Annotated in this window: 24 protein-coding genes; 13 read left to right on the top strand and 11 right to left on the bottom strand. The window is 64.8% G+C overall.

The genetic code is table 11. The features are described 5' to 3' along the window. Positions 1-78: 78 nt before the first annotated feature. The 5 genes from CIT40_RS28375 (at position 79) to CIT40_RS28395 (ending at position 5,929) form a co-directional block, all read left to right on the top strand. Positions 79-1,419 carry an ABC transporter substrate-binding protein gene (locus CIT40_RS28375; RefSeq protein WP_094893456.1) on the top strand — a complete coding sequence of 447 codons (1,341 nt, stop codon included), beginning with the start codon at positions 79-81 and terminating at the stop codon, positions 1,417-1,419. Positions 1,420-1,534: 115 nt separating this feature from the next. After that, positions 1,535-2,491: a carbohydrate ABC transporter permease gene (locus tag CIT40_RS28380; protein WP_094893455.1), complete on the top strand. Its 957-nt coding sequence runs from the start codon at positions 1,535-1,537 to the stop codon at positions 2,489-2,491. Positions 2,492-2,543: 52 nt separating this feature from the next. Next, positions 2,544-3,386 (top strand): carbohydrate ABC transporter permease, encoded by an 843-nt coding sequence (locus tag CIT40_RS28385; RefSeq protein ID WP_414645433.1) that lies wholly within the window; start codon positions 2,544-2,546, stop codon positions 3,384-3,386. Positions 3,387-3,512: 126 nt separating this feature from the next. After that, positions 3,513-4,481, top strand: coding sequence for an MBL fold metallo-hydrolase (locus CIT40_RS28390; RefSeq protein ID WP_094893453.1), 969 nt, complete (start codon positions 3,513-3,515; stop codon positions 4,479-4,481). Between the two features lie 92 nt (positions 4,482-4,573). Continuing rightward, positions 4,574-5,929: an esterase-like activity of phytase family protein gene (locus CIT40_RS28395; protein WP_094893452.1), complete on the top strand. Its 1,356-nt coding sequence runs from the start codon at positions 4,574-4,576 to the stop codon at positions 5,927-5,929. 124 nt (positions 5,930-6,053) lie between these two features. Here CIT40_RS28395 and CIT40_RS28400 read toward each other — a convergent pair whose 3' ends face one another. The 6 genes from CIT40_RS28400 to CIT40_RS28425 all read right to left on the bottom strand — a co-directional run bounded on the left by CIT40_RS28400 (position 6,054) and on the right by CIT40_RS28425 (position 11,517). Then, positions 6,054-6,884: a TonB family protein gene (locus CIT40_RS28400; protein WP_094893451.1), complete on the bottom strand. Its 831-nt coding sequence runs from the start codon at positions 6,882-6,884 to the stop codon at positions 6,054-6,056. After that, complete coding sequence (exbD, locus tag CIT40_RS28405; protein ID WP_094893450.1) at positions 6,884-7,330, bottom strand: TonB system transport protein ExbD; 447 nt, start codon at positions 7,328-7,330, stop codon at positions 6,884-6,886. The genes CIT40_RS28400 and exbD overlap by 1 nt, the downstream gene beginning before the upstream one ends. A gap of 3 nt (positions 7,331-7,333) precedes the next feature. Continuing rightward, entirely contained in the window at positions 7,334-8,110 is a 777-nt protein-coding gene (gene exbB / locus CIT40_RS28410) for a tonB-system energizer ExbB (protein ID WP_094893449.1), read from the bottom strand. 27 nt (positions 8,111-8,137) lie between these two features. Further along, positions 8,138-8,647: a heme utilization cystosolic carrier protein HutX gene (gene hutX / locus CIT40_RS28415; protein WP_094893562.1), complete on the bottom strand. Its 510-nt coding sequence runs from the start codon at positions 8,645-8,647 to the stop codon at positions 8,138-8,140. Between the two features lie 28 nt (positions 8,648-8,675). Beyond that, positions 8,676-9,011: a heme-degrading protein HmuQ gene (gene hmuQ, locus CIT40_RS28420; protein WP_094893448.1), complete on the bottom strand. Its 336-nt coding sequence runs from the start codon at positions 9,009-9,011 to the stop codon at positions 8,676-8,678. A 136-nt stretch (positions 9,012-9,147) separates the two neighbouring features. Next, positions 9,148-11,517, bottom strand: coding sequence for a TonB-dependent hemoglobin/transferrin/lactoferrin family receptor (locus CIT40_RS28425; RefSeq protein WP_094893447.1), 2,370 nt, complete (start codon positions 11,515-11,517; stop codon positions 9,148-9,150). Positions 11,518-11,782: 265 nt separating this feature from the next. Between CIT40_RS28425 and CIT40_RS28430 the strand changes: the two genes are divergently transcribed. Genes CIT40_RS28430 through CIT40_RS28445 form a run of 4 tightly spaced genes read left to right on the top strand, consistent with a single transcriptional unit; the run spans position 11,783 to position 14,837 of the window. After that, entirely contained in the window at positions 11,783-11,989 is a 207-nt protein-coding gene (locus CIT40_RS28430) for a hemin uptake protein HemP (protein WP_244611863.1), read from the top strand. Between the two features lie 6 nt (positions 11,990-11,995). Continuing rightward, positions 11,996-12,949, top strand: a complete 954-nt coding sequence (locus tag CIT40_RS28435) for a heme/hemin ABC transporter substrate-binding protein (RefSeq protein WP_094893445.1) — start codon at positions 11,996-11,998, stop codon at positions 12,947-12,949. Beyond that, positions 12,946-14,037 (top strand): FecCD family ABC transporter permease, encoded by a 1,092-nt coding sequence (locus tag CIT40_RS28440; RefSeq protein ID WP_094893444.1) that lies wholly within the window; start codon positions 12,946-12,948, stop codon positions 14,035-14,037. Before CIT40_RS28435 ends, CIT40_RS28440 begins: the two co-directional genes overlap by 4 nt. Further along, positions 14,034-14,837: a heme ABC transporter ATP-binding protein gene (locus CIT40_RS28445; protein ID WP_094893443.1), complete on the top strand. Its 804-nt coding sequence runs from the start codon at positions 14,034-14,036 to the stop codon at positions 14,835-14,837. The genes CIT40_RS28440 and CIT40_RS28445 overlap by 4 nt, the downstream gene beginning before the upstream one ends. A 141-nt stretch (positions 14,838-14,978) precedes the next feature. On the opposite strand, the gene CIT40_RS28450 is transcribed toward CIT40_RS28445, so the two are convergent. Beyond that, positions 14,979-16,655 carry a mucoidy inhibitor MuiA family protein gene (locus CIT40_RS28450; protein ID WP_094893560.1) on the bottom strand — a complete coding sequence of 559 codons (1,677 nt, stop codon included), beginning with the start codon at positions 16,653-16,655 and terminating at the stop codon, positions 14,979-14,981. Positions 16,656-16,822: 167 nt separating this feature from the next. After that, on the bottom strand, positions 16,823-17,443 hold the full coding sequence (locus tag CIT40_RS28455) for a response regulator transcription factor (RefSeq protein WP_094893442.1): 621 nt from the start codon (positions 17,441-17,443) through the stop codon (positions 16,823-16,825). Between the two features lie 199 nt (positions 17,444-17,642). On the opposite strand from CIT40_RS28455, the gene CIT40_RS28460 reads away from it, so the two are divergent. Beyond that, the gene (locus tag CIT40_RS28460) at positions 17,643-18,671 is read left to right on the top strand and encodes an AraC family transcriptional regulator (protein WP_094893441.1); all 1,029 of its coding nucleotides are present in this window, start codon (positions 17,643-17,645) and stop codon (positions 18,669-18,671) included. Positions 18,672-18,673: 2 nt separating this feature from the next. Here CIT40_RS28460 and CIT40_RS28465 read toward each other — a convergent pair whose 3' ends face one another. Beyond that, entirely contained in the window at positions 18,674-19,885 is a 1,212-nt protein-coding gene (locus tag CIT40_RS28465; RefSeq protein ID WP_094893440.1) for an NnrS family protein, read from the bottom strand. Between the two features lie 129 nt (positions 19,886-20,014). Between CIT40_RS28465 and CIT40_RS28470 the strand changes: the two genes are divergently transcribed. Continuing rightward, positions 20,015-20,725, top strand: a complete 711-nt coding sequence (locus tag CIT40_RS28470; RefSeq protein ID WP_094893439.1) for a Crp/Fnr family transcriptional regulator — start codon at positions 20,015-20,017, stop codon at positions 20,723-20,725. A 123-nt stretch (positions 20,726-20,848) separates the two neighbouring features. On the opposite strand, the gene CIT40_RS28475 is transcribed toward CIT40_RS28470, so the two are convergent. Both CIT40_RS28475 and hemN read right to left on the bottom strand, forming a co-directional pair. After that, a complete protein-coding gene (locus tag CIT40_RS28475) occupies positions 20,849-21,046 on the bottom strand; it encodes a DUF1858 domain-containing protein (protein WP_094893438.1) in 198 nt (65 codons plus the stop codon). Between the two features lie 211 nt (positions 21,047-21,257). Continuing rightward, positions 21,258-22,610, bottom strand: a complete 1,353-nt coding sequence (hemN, locus tag CIT40_RS28480; RefSeq protein ID WP_094893437.1) for an oxygen-independent coproporphyrinogen III oxidase — start codon at positions 22,608-22,610, stop codon at positions 21,258-21,260. A gap of 166 nt (positions 22,611-22,776) precedes the next feature. Here hemN and CIT40_RS28485 point away from each other — a divergent pair, with 166 nt between their 5' ends. Both CIT40_RS28485 and nirK read left to right on the top strand, forming a co-directional pair. Then, on the top strand, positions 22,777-22,977 hold the full coding sequence (locus CIT40_RS28485) for a hypothetical protein (RefSeq protein WP_094893436.1): 201 nt from the start codon (positions 22,777-22,779) through the stop codon (positions 22,975-22,977). Positions 22,978-23,267: 290 nt separating this feature from the next. Further along, positions 23,268-24,365, top strand: a complete 1,098-nt coding sequence (nirK, locus tag CIT40_RS28490) for a copper-containing nitrite reductase (RefSeq protein WP_162307720.1) — start codon at positions 23,268-23,270, stop codon at positions 24,363-24,365. Positions 24,366-24,412 lie beyond the last annotated feature (47 nt).

A 24,412-nucleotide genomic window follows, 5' to 3' on the forward strand; every position in this document is an offset into this window, starting at 1 on the left:
CGGCGCAAAAGCGCCGGACCGGACGACCCTTCACCGGCGATCAACGCCGGGAAGGGAAAACATCATAGGGAGGTACTGATGAGGAACGACATCACACGTCGTGACGCCTTGGCGCTGGGCCTGTCCGCTGCGGCCCTCGCCGCCGGTACTCCGGCGAATGCCCAATCCGCGATCAAGGCCGCGGACGTCCCCGCACCGAAGCTGGCGATCGAAAAGGGCGCAACCCTGCGTATGCTGCGGCCAGTCCGCTTCGTCCAGGCCGACGAAGACGTGTTCCGCGCCAATGCGACGAAATTCACCAAGGAGACCGGCGTCGAGGTCAAGGTCGATTTCGTCGGCTGGGAGGACATCAACCAGCAGACCGCGGTCACCGCCAATTCCGGCGCCGGCCCCGACATCATCATCGGCTTCTCCGATGCACCGCACATCTATATCGACAAGCTGATCGAGCTGACCGACGTCGCCGACTATGTCGGCAAGAAGTATGGCGGCTGGCTGCCGCTGGCACAGCGCTACGGCAAGAAGAACAAGAGCGACGCCTGGATCGGCCTGCCGTTCGGTGCAACCGCGGGGCCCCTGATCTACCGCAAGTCGATCCTGCAATCGGTCGGCTTCGACAAGGTGCCGGAGGACCATGCCGGCATCCTCGACCTGTCCCAGAAGCTGCACAAGGCCGGGAAACCGGCTGGCTTCGCGCTCGGCAACGCCAAGGGCGACGGCAACGGCTTCGCCAACTGGGCGCTGTGGTCGCACAACGCCTCCCTGCTCGACGAGGAAGGCAACGTCATCATCAACAGCAAGGAGACCATCGCCGCGCTGAACTGGGTCAAGCAGATCTACCCGACCTTCATCGCCGGCACGCCGTCATGGAATGACGTCAGCAACAACCGGGCCTATTCCTCGCAGGAGATCTCGCTGACGGCCAACGGCGTCTCGCTGTATTTCTCGCTCAAGAACGACCCGGCGACCAAGGCGATCGCCGACGACAGCGAACATCAGCTTCTGCCCAAGGGCCTGGCCAAGGTCTCGCCGATGGCGGGTCTGACGCTGAACGCCATGGTGTTCAAGCACAGCCCGTACCCCAACGCCGCGAAGGCCTTCCTGCAATACATGCTGGAGAAGGACCAGTACGAGCCCTGGCTCAACGCCAATTCCGGGTATTGGTCGCAGCCGCTGGCGGCCTATGCCGAAGCCGCCGTCTGGAAAGGCGATCCCAAGGTCTCGATCTTCAAGGACACGATGAACAGCACTTACTATGACGGCTACAAAGGCCCGATCTCGACGGCGACCGGAGCCGTCAGCGCCGACTACGTGCTGATCCAGATGTGCGCGTCCGTTGCAACCAGTGCCGCCACGCCGGAGGCCGCCGCCGCGGAAGCCGAGCAACGCTGCAAGCGGTACTTCCGGCGGCAAAAGTAGAGATCGTCATTGCGAGCGAAGCGAAGCGATCCAGTCCGTCCCCGCTCGACAGCCTGGATTGCTTCGTCGCTTCGCTGACGACGTGGTGTAAAGATTAGAACAGGACAACACACTAATGTCCGTGACCACCCTTTCCTCCCAAGCCCTGGCGCAGCGGCAGCCGTCCTGGCTGGTGCGGCTGTTCGACTACAAGCCGTTCCTGATCGTGATGTGCCTGGCGCCCGCGATCGGGCTGCTCGCGGTGTTCCTGACCTATCCGCTCGGCCTCGGCATCTGGCTCGCCTTCACCGACACCACGATCGGCCGGCGCGGCGTCTTCGTGGGCTTCGAGAATTTCCAGTATTTGCTCACCGATCCCCTGTGGTGGAACGCGGTCTTCTACAGCGTGGTCTATACGGGCATTGCAACCTTCGGGAAGTTCGCGCTCGGCTTCTGGCTCGCGCTGCTGCTCAACAACCATTTTCCGTTCAAGAGCATCTTGCGTGCGATCATCCTGTTGCCCTGGATCGTGCCGACCGTGCTCTCGGCGCTGGCGTTCTGGTGGATTTACGATCCGCAGTTCTCGATCATCTCCTATCTGCTGGTCGACGTGCTGCACTGGCGGTCGACCAATGTCGACTTCCTCGGCTCGGCCTGGCCGGCGCGCTTCTCGCTGATCGCCGCCAACATCTGGCGCGGCATTCCCTTCGTGGCGATCTCGCTGCTGGCGGGCCTGCAGACCATCTCGCCCTCGCTCTATGAGGCCGCGATGCTCGACGGCGCCAGCGCCTGGCAGCGCTTCCGCTACATCACCTTCCCGATGATGATGCCGATCCTGGCCATCGTCATGACCTTCTCGATCATCTTCACCTTCACCGACTTCCAGCTGGTCTACGCCATCACCCGCGGCGGTCCGGTCAACTCGACCCATCTGCTGGCGACGCTGGCGTTCCAGCGCGGCATCGCCGGCGGCGAGCTCGGCGAAGGTGCCGCGATCGCGGTGTCGATGATCCCGTTCCTGATCTTCGCGACGCTGTTCTCCTATTTCGGCCTGGCGCGCCGCAAATGGCAGCAGGGAGAGAGCAATGACTGACACCGTCGCGCAAACCGCTGCCGTGGCCGACGCGAAAGCGGCACCCGACACCATGGCCTGGGATTCCGGGCTGCGGCGGCTGATGATGATCTACCTGCCGCTCGGCTGCTTCGTGCTGATCCTGCTGTTTCCGTTCTACTGGATGGCGATCACCTCGTTCAAGCCGAACGCGGAGCTGCTCAACTACAAGGAGCACAACCCGTTCTGGATATCTTCGCCGACGATCGCCCACATCAAGCACCTGCTGTTCGACACGTCCTATCCGCGCTGGCTGTGGACGACGATGACGGTGGCGATCGGATCGACCACGCTCTCCCTGATCGCGAGCACGCTTGCCGCCTACGCCATCGAGCGCCTGCGTTTCCGCGGCAGCCCTTATGTCGGCCTCGGCATTTACCTCGCCTATCTCGTGCCGCCGTCGATCCTGTTCATTCCGCTCGCCACCGTCATCGTGCAGTTCGGCCTGTTCGACAGCCCACTGGCCCTGATCCTGGTCTATCCGACCTTCCTGGTACCGTTCTGCACCTGGCTCCTAATCGGTTATTTCAAGTCGATCCCCTACGAGCTCGAGGAATGCGCGCTGGTCGACGGTGCCACGCGGTTGCAGATCCTGCGCCGGATCACGCTGCCGCTGGCCGTGCCAGGACTGATCTCGGCCGGCATCTTCTCCTTCACGCTGTCCTGGAACGAATTCATCTACGCGCTCGCCTTCATCCAGAGCGGCGCCAACAAGACCGTGCCGGTCGCGATCCTGACCGAGCTCGTCACCGGCGACGTCTACCAATGGGGCGCGCTGATGGCAGGATCGCTACTGGGATCGCTGCCGGTTGCGGTCTTCTACTCGCTGTTCGTGGACTACTACGTGTCCTCCCTGACCGGCGCGGTGAAGGAGTAGACGGCCACTGCGCACGAACGATCGTGCTATCGTGATAGATCGCATGCCGGCTCCGGTGCTACCTGCTGCATGGGCGGCGGGGGAGCGTTGGCGCTACCGATACTCGCTCCAGAAAGCGAGGATTCCATGGGATCGCCGAAACTCCCCTCAATGTCGCGACGTGGCTTCTGCCTGTGCTGTGTCGGCGGCGCTTTCGCCGCCACGACAGGGTGGCTTACGCCGCGGCAGGCCTATGCCGAAGCCCGCGGTATCGTCAGCCTGATCAAGGATAGTGCTGCGACCTCTCCGATCACGACCTACAAGCTGCGCAACAACATCAGCGTGCTCGAGGGATCCGGCGGCAATATCGCGGTGCTGACGGGCCCCGACGGCAAGCTGCTGGTCGACGCCGGCATCGGCGTTTCGCGTCCTCAGCTCAGCAAGGCGCTGGCCGAGCTCGGCAGCGAGCCGGTCGCGCATCTGATCAACACGCATTGGCACTTCGACCATGCCGACGGCAATGAATGGCTGCACGCCGCCGGCGCGAAGATCATCGCCCACGAAAACACCCGCAAGCACCTGTCCGTGGTCCAGCGGGTCGAGGATTGGGACTACAATTTCCTCGCCTCGCCCGCCGGCGCGCTCCCGGCCGAGGTCTTTGCCAAGGAGCATCATCTCAAGCTCAACGGCGCATCGATCGCGCTGAAATATTACGGTCCTGCACATACCGACAGCGACGTCTCGGTCATGTTCGACGAGGCCAACATCCTGCACGCGGGCGACACCTTCTGGAACGGCATCTACCCGTTCATCGACTATTCGACCGGCGGCAGCATCGACGGCATGATCGCGGCGTCCGACGCCAATCTGGCGATCGCCAAGAGCGACACCATCATCATCCCCGGTCACGGCAAGCCCGTCAGCAACAAGGCCGAACTCCAGGGATTTCGTGACATGCTCGTCGCGATCAGGGACAACGTCGGCAATCTCAAGAAGCAGGGAAAGACGCGGGACGAAGCGGTCGCCGCCAAGCCCACTGCTGCGTTCGACGCAAATTTCGGCCAGTTCCTCGTCGATCCCGGCTACTTCACGAGGCTGGTCTACGAGGGCGTGTAGGGCGCCGCCGGCAGCTGCGGCGTTTGGCCCGGCTTCACAATACTGCAACACGCGATCCGCATAACGCGTGCGTCCGCCAACAGGAGACGCACATGCGCGCGATTTTTCTCAGCACCGTCGCAACGATCGTTCTCGCTGCGAGCTCCGCGCTCGCGCAGAGCGAGGGTGAATTCCCCGCCAAGCTCGCCGGCCACGTGGTGATGCCGGCCGCGACCTTCATCGACGCCCCGGCCGGCGCCCCCGCCGATCTCAAGACTTCCGGGAAATATACCACCGGCAAGCGCGTCGATGCGCTCGGCACCGTGATGGGCAAATCCTATGAGCGGGCGACCGGCGTGTCGCTGCCGTTCAAGGGCCAGCCGCTGCAGGGCCATTCCGGCATCAAGACCATGCCTGACGGCAGCTTCTGGGTGATCACCGACAATGGCATGGGCGCGCGCGCCAATTCGCCGGATTCGATGCTGTATATGAACCGCTACAAGATGGATTGGGCCGGCGGCAAGATCGAACGCCTGGAGACGATCTTCCTGCACGATCCCGACAAGAAGGTGCCCTTCCGCATCGTCCACGAGGACACCGCGAAGCGCTATCTCACCGGCTCCGATTTCGACACCGAAGGCTTCCAGATCATCGGCGATGTCATCTGGATCGGCGACGAGTTCGGCCCCTACATCCTGAAGGCGGACAAGACAGGCAAGATCATCGGCGTGTTCGAGACGGTCGCCGACGGCAAGCCGGTGCGCTCGCCCGACAATTGGGCGGTGGCGACCCCGGGCGCGCCGGGCGCGACCTACACCAACGTCAACCTCCGCCGCTCCAAGGGTTATGAAGGATTTGCGTCCTCCAAGGACGGCAAGTTCTTGTACGGCCTGCTCGAGGGACCGCTGTGGGATGCCGACAAGAAGGACTGGGAGAAAGTCGACGGCAAGGAAGCCTCCCGCATCCTCGAATTCGACGTCGCCGCCGAGAAGTTCACCGGCCGTTATTGGCAATATGTGTTCGAGCAGAACGGCAACGCCATCGGCGACTTCAACATGATCGATCAGGCCTCCGGCCTCATCATCGAGCGTGACAACGGCGAAGGCACGGCCGACAAGGCCTGCCCGCAAGGCACCCGCGGCGAGAACTGTTTTCCGGATCTCGCCAAGTTCAAGCGCGTCTACAAGATCGAGCTCACGGAGGCCAATGTCGGCAAGCCCGTGCGCAAGATCGGCTATATCGACCTGATGAAGATCCGGGATCCCGACAAGAAGGCGCGTAAGCCGCTCAATGACGGCGTCTACACCTTCCCGTTCTTCACCATCGAGAACGTCGATCGCGTCGACGACACCCATATCATCGTCGGCAACGACAACAACCTGCCGTTTTCGTCCAGCCGCGATCCCAACAAGGCCGACGACAACGAGTTCATGCTGCTGGAGGTCGCGGACTTCCTGAAGGCAAAGTGAGCGACCTCATTACGGTCATCGCCCGGCTTGACCGGGCGATCCAGTACGCCGAGACGCAGTAATTGAACCGCGGGGCCTCGGCGTACTTGATGCCCCGGTCAAGCCGGGGCATGACAGATGAGATTCACCTCACCGTAAACTCCACCGGAATCGAGAAGCTCATCGCGCCGTTCTTGATCTCGTCCGGGATCGGCGGAAACGGCGAGGCTTGGCGTATCATCGACATGGCTTGCGCGTCGAAGGCGGCAACGCCGGAGGAGCCACTGATGCGGCTGGACGTGACCTGACCGCTGCGGCTGAGGGTGAAGCTGAGCCTCGCAACGCCGCGCGCACCGCCGCCACCGGACGGGTATTGGTGGAAGCGCATCAGATGGGCGCGGACGCGTTGATTGTAGGACGCCATCACAGACGCCACCGCGCCCGCACTCACGGCCGATGCCAGCGGCGCCTCGCGCTCGGCGCGCGGGGCTGCGCTGTTGCGCGGCGCCGGCGTCGCATCGGACGGTTTCCTGGCCTCGCGGCGAACCACCTTCGGCTTCACCGGTGTCGGCTTTTCGACCGGCACGATCTTCGCGGGCTCGGGCCTGGGAGGTGTCGGCTCGAGCTTCCGCTCCGGCGGCGCCACCACGTCCGGCTTCTCCTGCGGCGGCGTCGGCGCGATGGTCTCCTCGACCATCTGTTGCTGCACGGGCTCCGGCGGCGAGGCGTCGGCCTCCTGCATCACCGGCCCCGGTGCGACATCGTCCTGCGCCGCCTGCGGCGCCGAAGTCACGGGCGCCATGTCGACCATGATCGCCGGCAGGCTGACGCCCTGCTCCGGTTGCGACTTCAGCCAGCTCATCGCAAGAAGCGCAGCGGCAATATGCAGCGCCATGATCACCGCAGCCGATGCGCTCCAGCGCGCCGTCTCGCGTTCGCCGAGCGGCTCGTGAAGAGCAAAGGCATTCGCGGACATCAGCTGCGTCCGTCAAGGCCGACCAGCGCGACCTTGAGATAGCCGGCATTCCGCAAGGTGTTCATGACCTCCATCAGGTCGCCATAGGAGACGGCCTTGTCGGCGCGGAGATAAATGCGCTCGTCCTTGCGGCCCCTGGTGGCGGCGTCGAGCGCAGCGGCGAGACCGTCACGTGCCATCGTGTCCTCGCCGACGGCAACGGTGAGATCCGGCTTCACCGTCACGAAGGTCGGCTTGTCCGGCCGTGGCGCCGGCTCGGCTGCGGTGGCCGGCAACTCGACGCCGATATCGACCGTGGCGAGAGGAGCCGCCACCATGAAGATGATCAGCAGCACCAGCATCACATCGATGAACGGCGTGACGTTGATCTCATGCGTGACGTCGAGATCGCCGGGGTCACCGCGCTTGAGCGGCGATCCCGAATGTGCGCCGAGCTTCGCGGCCATGGCCTACTCCGCCGCCCGCGACAATCGGAAGTCGCGATGGTCGCGCTGGCGGCTGACCAGCAACATGAGCTGTGCGGAGGCTTCGCCGAGCAGCGCGCGATAATTGGCAATGCCGCGAACGAGGTGATTGTAGATCACGACCGCCGGGATCGCCGCGACGAGGCCGAGGGCGGTGGCGAGCAGCGCCTCCGCGATGCCGGGCGCGACCACCGCAAGGCTGGTGGTGTGGCTCTCGGAGATGCCGATGAAGGCATTCATGATGCCCCAGACGGTGCCGAACAGGCCGACGAAGGGCGCGGTGGCGCCGATGGTCGCGAGCACCCCGGTGCCGCGCGCGATCTGCCTGGACATCGCCGCCTCGACCCGCTCGAGCCGCAGCGCCACCCGCTCCTGAAGCCCGTCGTCGAGCACGCCGCCGGAAAGCTCCGCTTCCTTTGCGCAGGACTGGATCAACTGGGCGACGGCATCGTGCGCGTCACCGGCACGCACGGATGCCTCGACCAGCGTCAGGTTGCCTTCGAGCGCGCGCGTCCGCTGCAAGGCGAGCGCGCCGCTGCGACGCAGTTCGATGGTCTTGGCGAGCCACACCGTCCACGTCACCAGCGAGGCGACCGCGAGCCCGACCATCACTGTCTTCACGATGATGTCGGCACCGACGAACATGCCCCAGGGCGACAGATTACGCGGCAACAGGGCTTCGTCGATCGCGAAGGCCGGTGTCGGCGCGAGCGCCAGGGCGATTGTAAAGACCGCGTGCCGAAGCCTGGACTTGCTCTGCATCCTGATCTCCCGACAGGTTGAAACGAACTACAGCGCGGGCACGATGCGGTCTGCAAGCGCCCGAAAGCGCTCCATTTGATCCGCCCGCAGCGCCCTGCTCTCGTCGCGGCCGACGAACACCTTGAACATGATGCCGCCATCGGTGTTCACGAACGCGACGAAAGCCGACGACTTCCCCATGAACGGACGCTCGACGAAGGCTACCCCTGCGCAGCGCTCGTGGCGGAGATGGCCGTGCAGGCCCGTCGGCTGCATCAGGTTGAAATAGCCGCGACCGATCTCGCCCGCAGGAACGGCGCCGGTGAATTCGAAGATCGCATCATCGGTGTGCACGATCAGCGTGACCTCGCCCCATTCCGCGATATCCTGCATGGCGGCGGCGAAATGCTCGCCGCTGCCAATGCTCGACATCGCAGGCGGCAGCGCCTCGATCACGACGCGCGGCGAGACCCTGCGCTCGCGCGCGACGTCCTCGATCACCGCGCCGGGATTGTCGGCCATGTAAGCTTTGAGGTCGGCGAGATCGGTGCTCAGCATGTCCGGCTCCTTGTCGTGATCGACCACCTCAGGCAGCCGCGTGCGTCTTGCCCTCGGTCAAGATCACTTCGAATCCTTCGAACTTGGGGTGGCCGAGATAAAGGCTCTCGCCGGTCCTGTTGTCGGCACGCGCATGAGCGCGACGGAATTCCTCCGAGCGCGTCCAGGCCTCGAAGGCTGCCTTGTCAACCCACGCCGTGTGAGAGGAATACAGCGTGTGGTCCTCAAGCGCCGGCCCCTTGAGCAGATGGAATTCCACGAAGCCGGCCATGCTGCCGAGATAGGTCTCGCGGGTGCGCCAGACGGTCTCGAACGCCGCTTCCGAGCCGAGTTTCACTTGGAACCTGTTCATCGCAATATACATTCGATTGTCTCCTGTCACTCTTGGTGATCGGCGGGTGCCGATCGGATGTTCCGGAACACGCCGAAGCCACGCCGGGACATCAGCGTGGCTCTGGAGGTCCATACGGCGTCCCCCGCTTGGGGTCGTCGCTTGCTCCTTAGATGCCGCCGAAGTGGTACTTCAGGCCTCCCTTGACCACGAGCCCCGCACCGGCGCTCGCCCATTTGACGTCGTTTTGCGTGTCGGTCGTGCTGCCGGCGGGAAGTGCGTAGGGCCGGTAGTACTGGTTCAAGAGGTTCTCGACCGAGAAGTTGAGCGTCAGATCCCGCGTCGGCTGATACTGGAGATACAGGTTGACGAGGTCGTAAGAGGTGGCCGGCAGGTAGTTGGTCGGAATATCCTTGTTGGCGATCGCCGACGTCCACATCATCGAGAGGATGAGCGTTCGGTCCAGCAGGCGTACACCGGCCGTCGTGGTGATCTTCTGCGGCGGAATGCTGGACAGGCCAAATCCCGTCTGCAGGTTCTTGCCGTTCTGGTAGGTGCCGGACAGGCCGAAGAACCAGAGATTGGCATCATACATCGTCTCGGCTTCGAAGCCCTGGATACGCGCCTCGGCAATGTTCTGGTACTGATAGAATGGCATCGGCCCGCCCGGCCCGCCGAGCGGCGCTCCGTAGTTGACCAGGTCGATGAAGTTCTCGACGTCGTTGCGGAATATGTTGATCTTTCCGCGCAGCGTGTCGCCCGGGACGAAGAGATCGTTCTTCTTCAGATTGAAGCCAATCTCTTTGTTCTTACCGACTTCCGGCCGCAGATTCGGATTCGAAACGAAGCAGAAGGTGGAGTCCGCGCCCGGGCCCGGCGTGCCGGACGGGCAACGGAAGAACGCGTCGAAAGGAGATGCGGAGGTATGCGAACCGGTGATCAGCGTCTCGGTGATCGACGGCGCACGATAGCCCTCGGCATAGCTGACGTAAGGCGTGACGACCGCTGTCGGGACCAGCGCAACCGTGATCTTCGGCGACAGCCGGTCACCACTCGAAGAGGTCGAGCCGGACGAGAGCTGATAGTTGTCGTAACGCAGCGCGCTGATCACTTCGAGCATGGAGGTGTAGTTGGTCTTCCACTGCACGAATCCTCCGGAAACTGTCCGCCTGCCGCCAGGCGTCGTGATCTCGGACGTTCCGCTCGTATCCCGCGACGCGACCTGATCCTGGAACGCGTCAAGGCCGTAAGTGACTGCATGGCGCCAGTCGTCGGTCGCAAAGCGCGAGGTGTTGTGCAGATCGATGCCATAAGTATCGAGCAGATATCCGCGCGTGCTGCCGATACAGCCAGACACAGGATTGCCGGGCACGCCGCCGCAATAGGTCGACGGCGTGGTGCTGGTATGCGCCGTCTTGACCTGGTCGTTCTCGGTGCGATTCCAGTAGATCTTCGAATCCCAGTCGAACAACTGATCGTCAGGCTGATTGTACTTCCAGCCGAGCGTCGTGGTGTAGTTCTTCACGTCCGACTTATAGATCGACGTTCCGCCAAGATTGTTGGTGCCGTTCGCGTTGGTCGAGTTGGGATCGCCCGCTTTCCGCGGCGGCTGCCCCACGGTGTAGAGGTCTTCCTGGAAGATGGTTCCGAGCTTGATCTCGTGCCCGTCGGCGGGCCGCAGTGTCAGCTTGGCGATACCGCTCGAAAGCCTGTTGCCGGTGTTGGCAACCTCGTAACCGGTCCCGTCCTTGTAGTTCTCCTGGGTGCTGTAGGTGCCGCCCGCGAATACATCGACGTTCGGGTTGACGTGAACGCCGCCGAAGGCCGAGCCGAGTGCACGGCCATAGTTGCTGCCGACCACCGTCTTCATGTCGACGCCCCAGCGCTCGCCCGCGCGCACGACATCCTCGATGTCCTTGGTGCGAAACGAGGCCACGCCACCGATCGCGCCGGACCCGTAGATATTCGCGGTCGGACCACGAACGATGTCGATGCCGCTGATCAATTCGGGGTTGAGGAAAAACGAGCCGTTGGCGAAATGGCCGGTGCGCTGATAGTTCTGCCGCGCGCCGTCGACGACCACGGCGACCCGGCCGAAATCCTGCAGACCTCGGATGTTGATCGAGGTCGACGGCTCGTCGCCGCGGTTCTGAACCCATACGCCGGGTACGTTATAGATGAGATCGCCGACTGTGCTGGCCTGACGGCCTTCAATCTGCGCCGAAGTCACGACACTGACCGGTGCGAGCGCATCGACCGCGCGCTCTTCGGTCTTGGAGGCCGCGGCCGTGATGGTGTCGAGCGCCTGGAGACCGACGATCGCCTGCGCGCGCGCATCCCAGACGCTGGAACTGACCTGCTGCTGATCGGCTTGCGGCTTGGCCGGCTTGCGTTTGGCCGGCTTGGGCTGCGCCGGTTTGGCCAACTGCACGGCCTGATCCGCGGTCTGCGCTAGACCGCTCTCCGTCATTACCACCGCAATAGAAACCACCGACGCGCCCAAAATCAAGGCGCGCGAATACCTAGCCCCGTCAGCCATATCAGCCCCAGCCTGCACTACACTCTATTTTTTCAGGTCTTCTGGCTGGCGCGCGTTCGCAACGCGAACGACTGGCTGGCTGATCTTTTCGAGAGGCGGGCAAGTCGCCGCGCCGCCATAATTGGTTACGTGGCAACACTCTGACGGTCAATGTCACAAGGTTGCAGTTTACATCGATTGTAAATTGCGGCCGTTGGAATGCGCTTCGTGCCGCCTGTACAAACAAGCGAACAATCCAGAGTTTCGAAAGCGCATCACACCCAACATGTCAGCAACATCAGGAGACGGCGACGGCAGTGCGTCGGGGCGGGCACAAAGCCCTTCTGCAACAACGCGAACGCTCACCATGCGGGGCGGCCGGATCGACAGCCGCGAGCTGTTTGCGGCCGAGCGCGAGATCATCATCGCGCATGGCGCGGACAGCTATCGGCTTCGCCTGACCTCGCAGAACAAGCTGATCCTGACGAAGTAACCTGCAATGACATTTTGCCGCACCCTCAAAAGCCTCCTGCTCTCCAGTACGATCGCGCTCGCCTCAGCCGCCCACGCCGCCGGCATCACCGTGCATGACGCGCGCAATCGCGACATCGCCGTGACCGATTTCGACCGCACGGTCTCGATCGGCGGCGCCATTACCGAGATCATCTATGCGCTCGGGCTCGAGAACCGGCTCGTCGGCATCGACACCACGAGCCTGTATCCGGCAGCGGCGCTGCACGACAAACCCAATGTCGGCTACATGCGCCAGATCTCCGCCGAAGGCGTGCTGGGCCTCAACCCCACCCTGATCCTGGCGATCCAGGGCTCGGGGCCGCGCGAGACCATGGACATCCTGGAGACGGCGAAGGTGCCGCTGGTGCTGGTGCCCGATACCTTCTCCGAGGACGGTCTGATCGAGAAGATAAGACTGGTCGGCCACGCCATGGGCGTCGACGCGCGCGCCGCCTGCCTGAGCGCCGCGGTCGGCGCCGATCTCGCGCAGCTGCGCGCCCTGCGTGCCAGGGTGACCAGGCCGCTGCGCGTGATGTTCGTGATGTCGCTCCAGAACGGACGCGCCTTGGTCGCCGGCCACAAGACCGCGGCCGACGAGATCATCCGGCTCGCCGGCGCCGCCAACGCCATCGACGATTTCGACGGCTACAAGATCATCAGCGACGAGGCCATCGCGGCGGCGAGACCCGATGTCGCGCTGTCGATCGAACGCGGCAAGGATTCGCTTCCTGCCGACGCGATCTTTGCCCATCCAGGCTTCGCCCTGACGCCGGTCGCGGCCAACAAGAGCTTCATCACGATGGACGGGCTCTATCTGCTCGGCTTCGGCCCGCGCACGGCGGCGGCGGCGCGCGATCTCTCGGTCGAGCTCTATCCGGCGTTGGCCGAACCGGGCGCAGCATTCACCTCGGCGCTGTCAGCGACGAACTGCCGGCAATGAGCGTGGCGATCGGCACTGAAGCGCGCAGCTTGGGACGACGCGCCGGCGCGCGACGGCGGGCCGCATCGCTTGCCATCCCCCTCCTGATCGCGGTGCTCGCGGTCGCCGCGATCGTGGCGCTGAGCTTCGGCGCCGCCGGCATTCCCCTCTCCCGCCTGCCTGCCGCACTCGGGCTATCGGGCGAAACCACGGCCATGACGGCCCGTGACCAACTCGTGCTGTGGTCGATCCGCGTCCCCCGGATCGCGGCAACAGCAATGGTCGGCGGCCTGCTCGCCGCGGCCGGCGCGATCATGCAAGGACTGTTTCGCAACCCGCTCGCCGATCCCGCGTTGGTCGGCGTCTCCAGCGGCGGTGCGCTCGCAGCCGCAAGCGCGATCGTATTCACCGATTCGCGCTTCGGCGAGACGCTGCGCTTCCTCCAGACCGAGCTGCTGCCGCTCGCCGCGTTCGCGGGATCGCTGGCCACGACCGCGATCCTCTACGGTGTCTCGAGCCGCTCGGGGCGCACCTCGATCGCGGTCTTCCTGCTCGCCGGCGTCGCCATCACCGCCATCGCCAATGCCGGGATCGGGCTTCTGGTGTTCATCGCCGACGACCGCCAGCTCCGCGACATCACGTTCTGGATGCTGGGCTCCATGAGCGGCGTGACCTGGGCCAAGGCCGCCGTGCTCGCGCCGATCCTCGTCATCGGGCTTGCCGCCTGCACCTTCATCGCGCGCGGCCTCGATCTCCTGGTGCTCGGCGAGGCCGACGCCTTTCACGGCGGCGTCGACGTCGAGCGTCTCAAGCGGGTCTCGATCGTCATGGTCTCCGCCATGACCGGCGTCGCGGTGTCGATCAGCGGCGTCATCGGCTTCGTCGGCATCGTCGTGCCGCATCTGCTCCGTCTCGTCATCGGACCTGCGCATCGGCTGCTGTTGCCGGCCTCGGTGCTATCAGGCGCGATCCTGATGGTCGGTGCCGACACGCTGGCGCGCACCATCGTGGCGCCGGCGGAGATGCCGATCGGCATTCTGACCGCAGCGGTCGGCGCGCCGGTGTTCCTCCTCATCCTGCTGCGGCAGCGCGGGCTTGCCTCGCTATGAGTGCCGTGATCGAGGCGCTGGCCTTAAGCAAGCGTGCCGGCCGCGCGACGCTGCTCGATGGTGTCGGCCTGACGGTTGCGGCCGGCGAGATGGTCGCGATCATCGGCCCGAACGGCGCCGGCAAGTCGACCCTGCTGCGGTTGCTCTCCGGCGATCTCCGCCCGAACGAGGGGGAGGTACGCCTGAAACAGCGCGATATCAGCAGCTATGCGCCGCGCGAACTCGCCGCGCGCCGCGCGATGCTGTCCCAGCACATCAACGTCACCTTCCCCTTCACCGTCGAGGAGATCGTGCTGATGGGCGCGGGCGAGCGCAGCGCGCGTGAAGCGGGCTCGCTCGTCGACGCGACCCTCGACGAGGTTGGGCTGACGCATTTCCGCGAACGGCAATTGCCGACGCTGTCAGGCGGCGAGCAGCAGCGCGCCCATTTCGCCCGCGTACTGGTGCAGCTCGCCTGCGGCGAAGCCGAGCATGGTTCGGGACTTCTGCTGCTGGACGAGCCGACCTCGAGCCTGGATCTGCGTCACCAGATCGACCTCGTCGAGGCCGCGCGCCGCCGTGCTGCCGGCGGCACGGCCGTGATCGCGATCCTGCACGACCTCAATCTCGCGATCCGCTTCGCCGACCGGCTCGTCGTGCTGGCCGGCGGCAAGCTCGCCGCAGACGGCTCGCGCGCCGATGTCGTCACCCGCGAGACCATCCGCGACATTTTCGAGATCGACGCCGTCGTGCATCGGAATGACGACGGCGTGCCTTACGTGTTGCCTCAGTCGATGCGGGCGGCAGCAGCGCCAAGGTGAAGGTGCGCTCCCTCCCCCGCTTGCGGGGGAGGGTTGGGGAGAGGGTGTCTCGACAACGAAGACTCCCCCAGATGAGAGAGCCCTCACCCCGACCCTCTCCCGCACGCGGGAGAGGGAGCGCACCTCACTCGTGGCTCGCACCTAACCCGCCGGGACGATCACCATGCTCTTGTCCTTCGGCCAGCGGATGCGCCAGGCGAAGTTGATGTCCTTGACCTCGCCCGGCTTGGCGTCGAACGACCATTCCAGCACGCCGCGCTTGTCGCGGATGTTGCTGGCGGTCGGCGGCGTGGTCGCGGGCAGCATCTCGACGACGATGTCCTCGCTCTCGCTGACCGGCAGCTGATCCTCGATCGCGACTTTGATCGGGAAATCGTGACCGTTGCGGATGGTGGTCTTGAACGTGCGCTCGTCGGTCTTGGACGTCGTGACCAGCAAGCCTGCGGAGCCCTCGTTGCGCTTGAGCACGGCGCGTTCGATCTTGATCTTGTCGTCGGCGCCGAAGCCGAGCCGCACGATGTCGTCCTTGGCGGAAGCGGAGAGCTTGCCGCGACCGACGAAGACGCCGTCGCGATAGATCGCGACCTTGCCGGGCAGCAGCGTCGTGTCGTCGGTCTGCTTGAAACTGGCTTCGAGGAAGGCGGTGGGGTCGATCACCGGGGCGGCTCGCACCGCGAGATCGGCGGGTACGTTCATCGACGCGATGCGCATGCTCTTGGCACCCTCCTGAGCGCCGAGGCTGACGCGGCCGGGGATCTTGAACGTGGCCTGGAAGCCGCCGATCTCGGCCACCGCCTGCTGCTCATCTGCACGTTCGCGCGGCTCGGCCGACTCCGCGATCTTGGCCATCGCTGGCGATTGCACCTGGCGCAGAACTGGCGCGGGCCGCGCCAGATCGGAGACCGACCCCGCCGCCATCGGTCGTGGCAGCTGAGGATACTGCGCCACCAGCGAGTTCAATTCCGGCGCACTGCCGCCGCGGCCGATCCGCACGGTGGAGACGCCGAGTGTCACGTTCGACCAGTCCTCGCCGGTCGATTGCGTGATCTCGGCACGACGAACCAGCTCGAGCTGCGGCTTGCGATCCTTGGCGCCGGTGTCGAGCCGGGCATCATAGAGCGGCATCCAGCGAGCGTTGCGCACATTATAGGTCACGCGCAACGTCGCCTTCGTCGCAGCAGCCGCGGCAACGTCCATGCGAACCTCGAGCTTGCTCGGCGGCTTGGCCTTGCGCTCGACCTCGAGTTGGGCGATCTGCCGGTCGATCTCCCGCATCTTGCGCGTGGCATCGCGGATTGCGGTGTCAGCGGTGGCAATCTCCTCGCCGACCGCCGCAAAGGCCGCGCGCCATTCGGCGATCGGCCGCGCCTCGCCCTTGTCACCGATTCCCGCGGGAGAGGTTTCCGCGAAGTGCTCCGCAAACTTGCGCCGCGCATTCGCCGAGTCGATCGCGCCTTGCAGATCGGCGCGCTGATCGTTCAGCGCCTCGATGCGCTTGTCCAGCTCGGGCAGGTTGACCGGCGCGGCGCGCGGCGACCGCGCATCGATCGTGCCGATGGTGAGCTTTGCGCCGCCCTCACCCTCGACCCGGATGGAGGAGGCATCGAGACCAAGCGGGAAGTCCTTGGCAACCAGCGTCGAATCCCCGGACGGCAGGTCGATCGCGATGACGCGGGTGACGGTGGCGCCGTCTGGGTAAACCGTGACTGTGTCGATCGCCGATGTGGCGTCCAGATCGGCGGCCCATGATGGCGCCCCCACTGCCATGGTGACCAGAACCAGGCTCGTCGTTGCCAGATATCTTGCGGTGATGCGCATGAAGTCCCTCCTGCCGTATCGCCGCGCCGCCAGCCGGACGCGCGCGATCAAATGCCTCGCCAACATGGTTGGACGCGGTAGGGAAGGAACCGGTTCGATTGGGGTTTCCATGGGGCGCCGCGGCGGCGGCACCAAGGCCGCGGACCGTGTCGCAGTGCCGGCAGGTCTCAGGCCTGGACGGACGCCCCCTGTCCGAAGATGCGGCGGAGCAGATCGGTCACGTTCCTGGCCCCGGCCTTCTTGAGGATGCCGGCGCGATAGCCCTCGACGGTCCGTGCGCTCAGATGCATGCGCCGGGCGATCTCCTTGTTGGTGAGGCCGGCAGCGAGGTGCTCGAGCACGTCGCCTTCACGCTCGGTCAAAGGCTCGCAGCCGGGCAACCAGCGCTGCCGGCTCGTGCCGGGCTGCGCGAATTCGTCGATGGCGGCATCGATCCGGCCGATGATGTCGTGGGTGCGGAACGGCTTTTCGATGAAGTCGGCCGCACCGCTCTTGATGGCGTCGACCGCCATGGCAATGCTGCCGTTCGCCGAGGTCACCAGCACCGGCGCCATGCAATTTTCCTCACGCAGCCGCCTCAGCATATCGAGGCCGGAGCGATCGGGCGGCAGCTCCATCAACACGCAGGCCGGCATCCGCGCCTTTGCTTCGGACAGCAGTGAGGCACCATCAGCGAAGCAGATTACGTCATAGGCGCTCCCTTGGAGCGCGGTCGAAAGTTGTTCACGGGAGGCAGCGTCGGTGTCGATGACGAATACCTCGCCCTTGGAAAGCATGTTCCCCGGCATAATCCCGATCCAGCAATGTCTTGGTCAAATGATACAAGACGGCCGGGGGCTCATGGCGCCCCGCCGTCGCAAGCACGGCATTCACGCCAGTGCTTCGGTTTCCATATGTATGTTCGACCCGGTTCCGGGATTTGACGGATCGAGACAGAAACTTTACATTTCGAGACATCTGCGGGAATGGCTGACAGGAACGGTTCGCATGACGGACCTCATTCGCAGCGCAGGCTTGAGCTATTACCCGGAGGTCGCCCGGTCGGTCGGGCTCGATCCCAAACAGATGATGCGCAAGGCCGGGCTGCCGCTGGCCTGCCTCGACAAGCCCGACACACCCATCGCCGTCGCCGGCCTGCGCCGCCTGCTCGAATTGTCGGCAGAGGCCTCCGGCGCCGAAGATTTCGGCTTGCGCCTCGCCGAGCGCGGCGGCCTGACCAATTTCGGCGCGGTCGGTTTGATCGTGCGCGAACAGGCGACCGTCGGCGAAGCGATCGAAGCATTTTCGCGCTTCATCCACATCCATCATGACGGCATGCGGCTGGATGTTGCGCGCGACAGGCAGATCGTGACGATCGCGCTGCACCTGCGGGGACGGCAGCCGGTCGCACCGCGCCAGTCGATCGACATGGCACTCGGAAGCATCCATCGCATCATCCAGTCGCTGTTCGGAAGTGATTGGCGGCCGCTCGAAGTGCACCTGCATTACCCGCCGCCGCACGACCGCAAGCGCTACCGCGAATTTTACGGCTGCCGCGTGATCTTCAACGCCGAGCACGATGCGATCCTGCTCTCGGCGCGTGACATGGAGCGCCGGATCCCGAGCGCGCATCCCCTGATCGCGACTTATTTGCGCAAGCGGATCGAGGCGATCGAGACCCGCCCGGCAAGTTGGGACGGGAAGGTCGACGAGGTCGTGCGGACCCTGCTCGCCAGCGGCGACTGCACGGTCGAGCGCGTCGCCGAGCATCTTGCCTGCACCCGCCGCACCATCCACCGGCATCTGGCCGCATCAGGCACCAGCTTCTCGGCCATCCTGGATGCCCAACGCGCCGATCTCGTGATCCAGTTGATCGAGGATCCCGACCGGCCGCTGGCCGACATCGCGACCCAGCTCGGCTTCTCCGCGCAGAGCGCCATGGCGCGTTGGTTTCGCGGGCGCTTCGGCTGCACCATCACCGACTGGCGCAAGGGTGTGCGGCCGTCGGCCGACGCGCCCTCGGCGACCGCGGCCTGAGCTCAGCGCGCCGGCGCCGGCACGCCCATCGTGGCGAGGGCGCGCCGCCGGCTGCCCGCAAGCAGCGGGCCGAACGCGACGGCAAATCCTGGGAATGCGACGAGCCAGCCACAGGCAGCGATGTGCAACAACACATCGCTGTGCGCGGGCAACACCACGGCGGCGACGCGCGCCAGGGCCGCAATGATGATGGCGGCATAGATTCCCTGGACCGCCGGCGAAGCAGTCAACGCCTGTCCGGTATGGCCGAGGCTCGCGCGGGTCATCACCGCCAGCGTCATGGTTCCCGCCGCACCCGTCATCCAGGCGTGGATGCCGGCGCTCGGCGGCAGCGCACCGAAAACCGCCAGCGCGTGCAGGATGAAGCCGAGCGGCACGAAGACGTAGCCAATATGCAGGATCACCAGCAGCCGCTCGCGAAACGTGCGATCGCCGGCCCAGCGCGCAAGCCGCACCAGATGCAGCCCGCCGACCAACGCCATCAGGACACCGGTGACGGCATTCAGTGGCGCCACGATCCAGCAGATGAGCGCGAGCGCGCTGCATCCGATCACTGCGCCGTCGAAGCGCCCGAACGGCACCGGCAGGCGGCCGGGATTGGACTTGACCAGCCAGTTGCGGGTGAAGCTCGGGATGATGCGGCCTCCGATGAGCGAGATCAGCAGCACGACCACACCGATGCCGACGCGGATGCTGACATCGGCCGCGCCTTGGTCATGCGCCTCGAGATGAAAAGCGACATTGCCGGCGAGCAGAACGGACACCAGCACCACCACGGGCAGGTTGCGCCAGTTGCCGCCTGCGATGATCTCGCGCGCCGCGGCGGCGACGACCAGCGCCAGGAAGGCGGCATCGACGACCAGCGCAAACGCCCAGCCGATATCGGCCGACAACGTCACCGCGACACGCCCGGCAAGCCAGACCGACACCAAAGCCGCCAGCGAGGTGCCCTGGATCGGCAGCCGGCCGGTCCAATTCGGGATCGCCGTGAACAGGAATCCGGTGATCACCGCCGGCAGGAAGCCATAGAGCATCTCGTGAACGTGCCAGTCGCGCGGCGCGAACGCGGAGCTTACCGACAGTTCGCCGTAGAACATCGGCAGCCAGGCCAGGATCGACAATCCCGCCTGGATCGCGGCGAGCAGGAAAAAGGGCCGAAAACTGTTCGCAAACAGCGGCCAGCCCTCATAGTTGCGGGATCGGGTGCCAGCCATGGGTCAACTCCAGTAAATTCAGTCCATCGTTTGGAAAAATACTGCCAGCCGGCCGTCCCGTTTTTGCGCTATCGCAAACTATCGGACGATTGCTGGTGCCATCACACTCCCTGATGCCAAGGAGGCAGAATGGCCAAGGTCGACACATCGCTGGTTGCGCATTTGCCGCTGTTTGCCGGCGTCACGCCGGAAGCGCTGGACGAGATTCTGCGTGAGGCCCGTTCGGCGCGTTATCCCAAGAACAGTGTTATTTTCGAGCAGGGTGCGGACGCACAGTCCTTCTTCCTGTTGCTGCACGGTCATGTCCGCGCGGCCAAGACCACGCCGACCGGCGAGCAGATCGTGGTCCGCTACGTCGCGCCCGGCGAAACCTTTGGCCTCGCCATGGCAATCGGTGCCGTGCAGTATCCGGCGACGGCGCTCGCGGTCGATGACAGCGTGGTGCTGATCTGGCCAACCTCGGCCTGGCCGCGGCTGGTCGAGCGATTTCCCTCGCTGGCCGCCAACACGCTCCAGACCGTCGGCACGCGCCTCCAGGAGAGCCACACCCGCATCCTGGAAATGTCGACGCAGCAGGTCGAGCAGCGCATCGCGCATGCGCTGCTGCGCCTCGCCAAGCAATCCGGCAAGAAGCTCGACCACGGCATCGAGATCGACTTTCCGATCAGCCGCCAGGACATCGCCCAGATGACCGGCACCACGCTGCACACCGTCAGCCGCATCCTGAGCGGATGGGAGAGCCAGGGCCTCGTCGAGAGCGGCCGTCAGCGCATCATCCTGCGCGAACCGCACAGGATCGTCGTCTTGGCGGAACGGAGCGCCGACAGCGGCGCGGCGTGACAGCCGCGCGGGGACGTCTCCGCACAGGATAAGATCGAGATCGGGGTGAGGGCGCTTCCGCTTACGGCGAAAGCCGCCCCTCACCCGGGAATCCGCGCGCGCCCGCGCGAATTCCAGACTGCTTCACGCCGGCACGCAATCGCACAATGCGGCGAGGAATTTTTCGCGGTCGATGCCATGCTCGCGGCAGGCATCATCCACCGTGTGGAAGGTTGCGATCGGGCAACCCACACAAGCCATCCTGAAGGCTAGAAACACCCGGATCGTATGCGGCGCCGTGCGCATGATGTTATCGACCAGATCGTCGGATCCAAAGGACATGGACAACTCCGTTCCGACACGAAATTAGCAGAACGGGCCGGAGTCTCGTTGTTGAAGCGCAAGCTGCTCCCAGTTCCCCAGCTTGTCATTCCGGGGGGGGCGCCTCTTGCGCGAGCCCGGAATCCATCGCTCTACGTCACGTGCGGCACGATGGATTCCGGGTTCGCCCTTCGGGCGCCCCGGAATGACGAGAGAGAGTGTGTGTGTGGCTTTACACAGCCCGGCTGTGCAGCTGCTTCCCGGGATTGAGATGCGCGTCGAACGCGGCCGCGACGCTGCGGACCAGGAAGCGCGAATCCTTTGCAACGGCGAGGCGGTTGCCGTCCAGCCTCACGACGCCATCGGAGATCAGCGGCTTCAGGCGCGAAGCCGAGTCCAGCATCGCTCCTGCTTCCGCACCATGACGCGCGCAGATATCGCCGAGGTCGGCGCTGAACTCGCACATGATGCGTTCGATGATGTCGGCGCGCAACCTGTCGTCGTCGGTGAGCCCATAGCCCTTGGCTGTGGCGAGACGGCCGGCGGCGATGCTTTGTGCATAAGCGCCGATCTGCACCTCGTTCTGGACATAGCCCTGCGGCAAATGCCCGATCGCGCTGGCGCCGAAACCGAGCAGGACTTCACTCTTGTCGGTGGTGTAGCCCTGAAAATTGCGCCGCAGCGTCCGTTCCTCGAAGGCCACCGCCATGGAATCGCCGGGTCGCGCGAAATGATCGAGCCCGATCTGCACGTAACCGGCCTCCTTCAATGCATTCGCGATCGCGCAGGCCTGGTCATGGCGTGCGAGGCCGTCCGGCAGCACAGCCTCGTTGATCATCTGCTGGTGCTTCTTGAAACCAGGCACATGCGCATAACCGAACACGGAGAAGCGGTCAGGCGCCAGGGTGAGACAGCGCCGAACCGTATCCAGGCACGACGCGACGGTCTGGTGCGGCAGCCCGTAGATCAGGTCGAAATTGAGTCCCGCAATGCCGGCACGCCTGAGCATATCGACCACGGACGCCGTCTGCTCGAAGCTCTGCACGCGGTTGATCGCCCGTTGCACCACGGGATCGAAGCTCTGCACGCCGAGGCTCGCGCGGTTGACGCCGGAGAGCCGCATCGCCTCGACCATGTCGGCGGTCAATGTGCGGGGGTCGATCTCGACCGCGATCTCGGCCGAGGGCAGCACGAAGAATTTCTGGCGCATCGTCGCCAGCAACTCGGCGAAAGCCTCCGGCGCCATGATCGTCGGCGTGCCGCCGCCGAAATGGATGTGCTCCACCTTGATGCGGCGGCCGATCGCCTCGGAAACCGCCACGATCTCGTTGCGCAGCGTCCGCAGATAGCCCGCGATGAGTTCGTCGCGGCGGGCGATCTGGGTATGGCAGCCGCAATACCAGCACATCTCGCGGCAGAACGGGACGTGGAGATAGAGGGACGCGCTGGCGCCGGCGGGCAACTCCGCCAACCACCCGGCGTAGGTTTCCGGGCCGATCGCCTTCGAGAAATGCGGTGCGGTCGGATAGCTGGTGTAGCGTGGTAGCCTTTCCTCGCCGTAGCTCGCCGCAAGATCAGCTCTCATGTCTTACCCATTCGTAAATTTCGGCCGTGTGCAGACATCACGGCAAATCACGGAATGTACTCCATTAGCTTGGATCCGAGGAGGCGACCTTGCGCTCGCGCAAAGCGCAGCGGCCGGTTCGGGGCCATGTTTACGGCAATTCGCACGCCATCCGGAGCGTTTGCCGATGAGGCTTCTCGCACTCGAACCGATCTTCTCCCTGCTCGACGTCCGCGGTCATATCCCGCGTTTCGACGATTTCCGCCCAGCCCCGGTCGCACCGGCCCCGGCCAGCGCCGCGCGCGCCCTGGCCGCCGCAATCGCCGTCCTCGTCGTGCTGTCGCTGGCGATCTGGGCTGCGGTCCGGCTCGCTGCACATCTCTTCTAGCCGCATCTTCTCCGCGGCCCCGATCATGATCTCATCCAGGCGCGCGTTCGCAGGCACGGTCATCCTGGCATGCCTTGTCGCGTCGGCCGCCTTTGCAGGCCCTCGACATCCGCGTCACGCCGTCGGATGCGGCTAACGTGGTGTCACCGATCCAGCTCCCGTCGAAACTCCTAGGTGCTATTGCGGAGCTGAATCACGGCAAAACCTTGTCGCAGCGCAAACACGCTTTCCCCGATCGGCGCACACTGCATTCCGTCATCAAAACCCTTTCCAGATGAAGGATGCTTCCGATGTTCACCCGCAGAGTCGCGTTGATCGGCGCCGCAGCGACCGCCCTGATGCTGGCGACCCCAGCTGTCGCGGCCGATGACCTCAAGCTGCCGCGCCAGAAAATCGAGCTGGTCGCTCCGCCCTTCGTGCATGCGCACGAGCAGGCCACCAAGCAAGGCCCCAAGATCATCGAGTTCAAGCTCACGATCGAGGAGAAGAAGGTCGTCATCGACGAGAAGGGCACCACCTTCCAGGCCATGACCTTCAACGGCTCGATGCCGGGCCCGCTGATGGTGGTGCATGAGGGCGACTACGTCGAAACGACGCTGGTCAATCCCGCGACCAACACGATGCCGCACAACATCGACTTCCATTCCGCGACCGGCGCCCTCGGCGGCGGCGCGCTCACGCTGATCAATCCCGGCGAGCAGGTCGTGCTGCGCTGGAAGGCAACCCGGACCGGCGTGTTCGTCTACCACTGCGCGCCGGGCGGGCCGATGATCCCCTGGCATGTCGTCTCCGGCATGAACGGCGCCGTTATGGTGCTGCCGCGCGACGGACTGAACGACGGCAAGGGCCACGCGCTGAGATACGACAAGGTCTACTATGTCGGCGAGCAGGACATGTACGTGCCGCGCGACGAGAAGGGCAACTTCAAGTCCTACGATTCGCCGGGCGAAGCCTTCACCGACACCGAGGAGGTGATGAAGAAGCTCATCCCCACCCATGTCGTGTTCAACGGCAAGGTCGGCGCGCTCACCGGCAAGAATGCGTTGACCGCCAACGTCGGCGAGAACGTGCTGATCGTGCACTCGCAAGCCAATCGCGACAGCCGTCCGCACCTGATCGGCGGCCATGGCGACTATGTCTGGGAAACCGGCAAGTTCTCCAATCCGCCGGAGACCGGGCTCGAGACCTGGTTCATCCGCGGCGGCTCGGCGGGAGCTGCGATGTACAAGTTCCTGCAGCCCGGCATTTACGCCTATGTGACCCATAACCTGATCGAGGCGGCAGATCTCGGCGCCACCGCGCACTTCAAGGTCGAGGGCAAGTGGGACGACGATCTGATGACACAGGTGAAGGCGCCTGCGGATATCCCGGCTCCCAAGACGAACTAGCAAGCCAAGGGGCCGGCGATCACCGGCCCCTTCCTCTTTCGGGGCGA

This window comes from Bradyrhizobium amphicarpaeae (assembly GCF_002266435.3).
Classification (GTDB): Bacteria; Pseudomonadota; Alphaproteobacteria; order Rhizobiales; family Xanthobacteraceae; genus Bradyrhizobium; species Bradyrhizobium amphicarpaeae.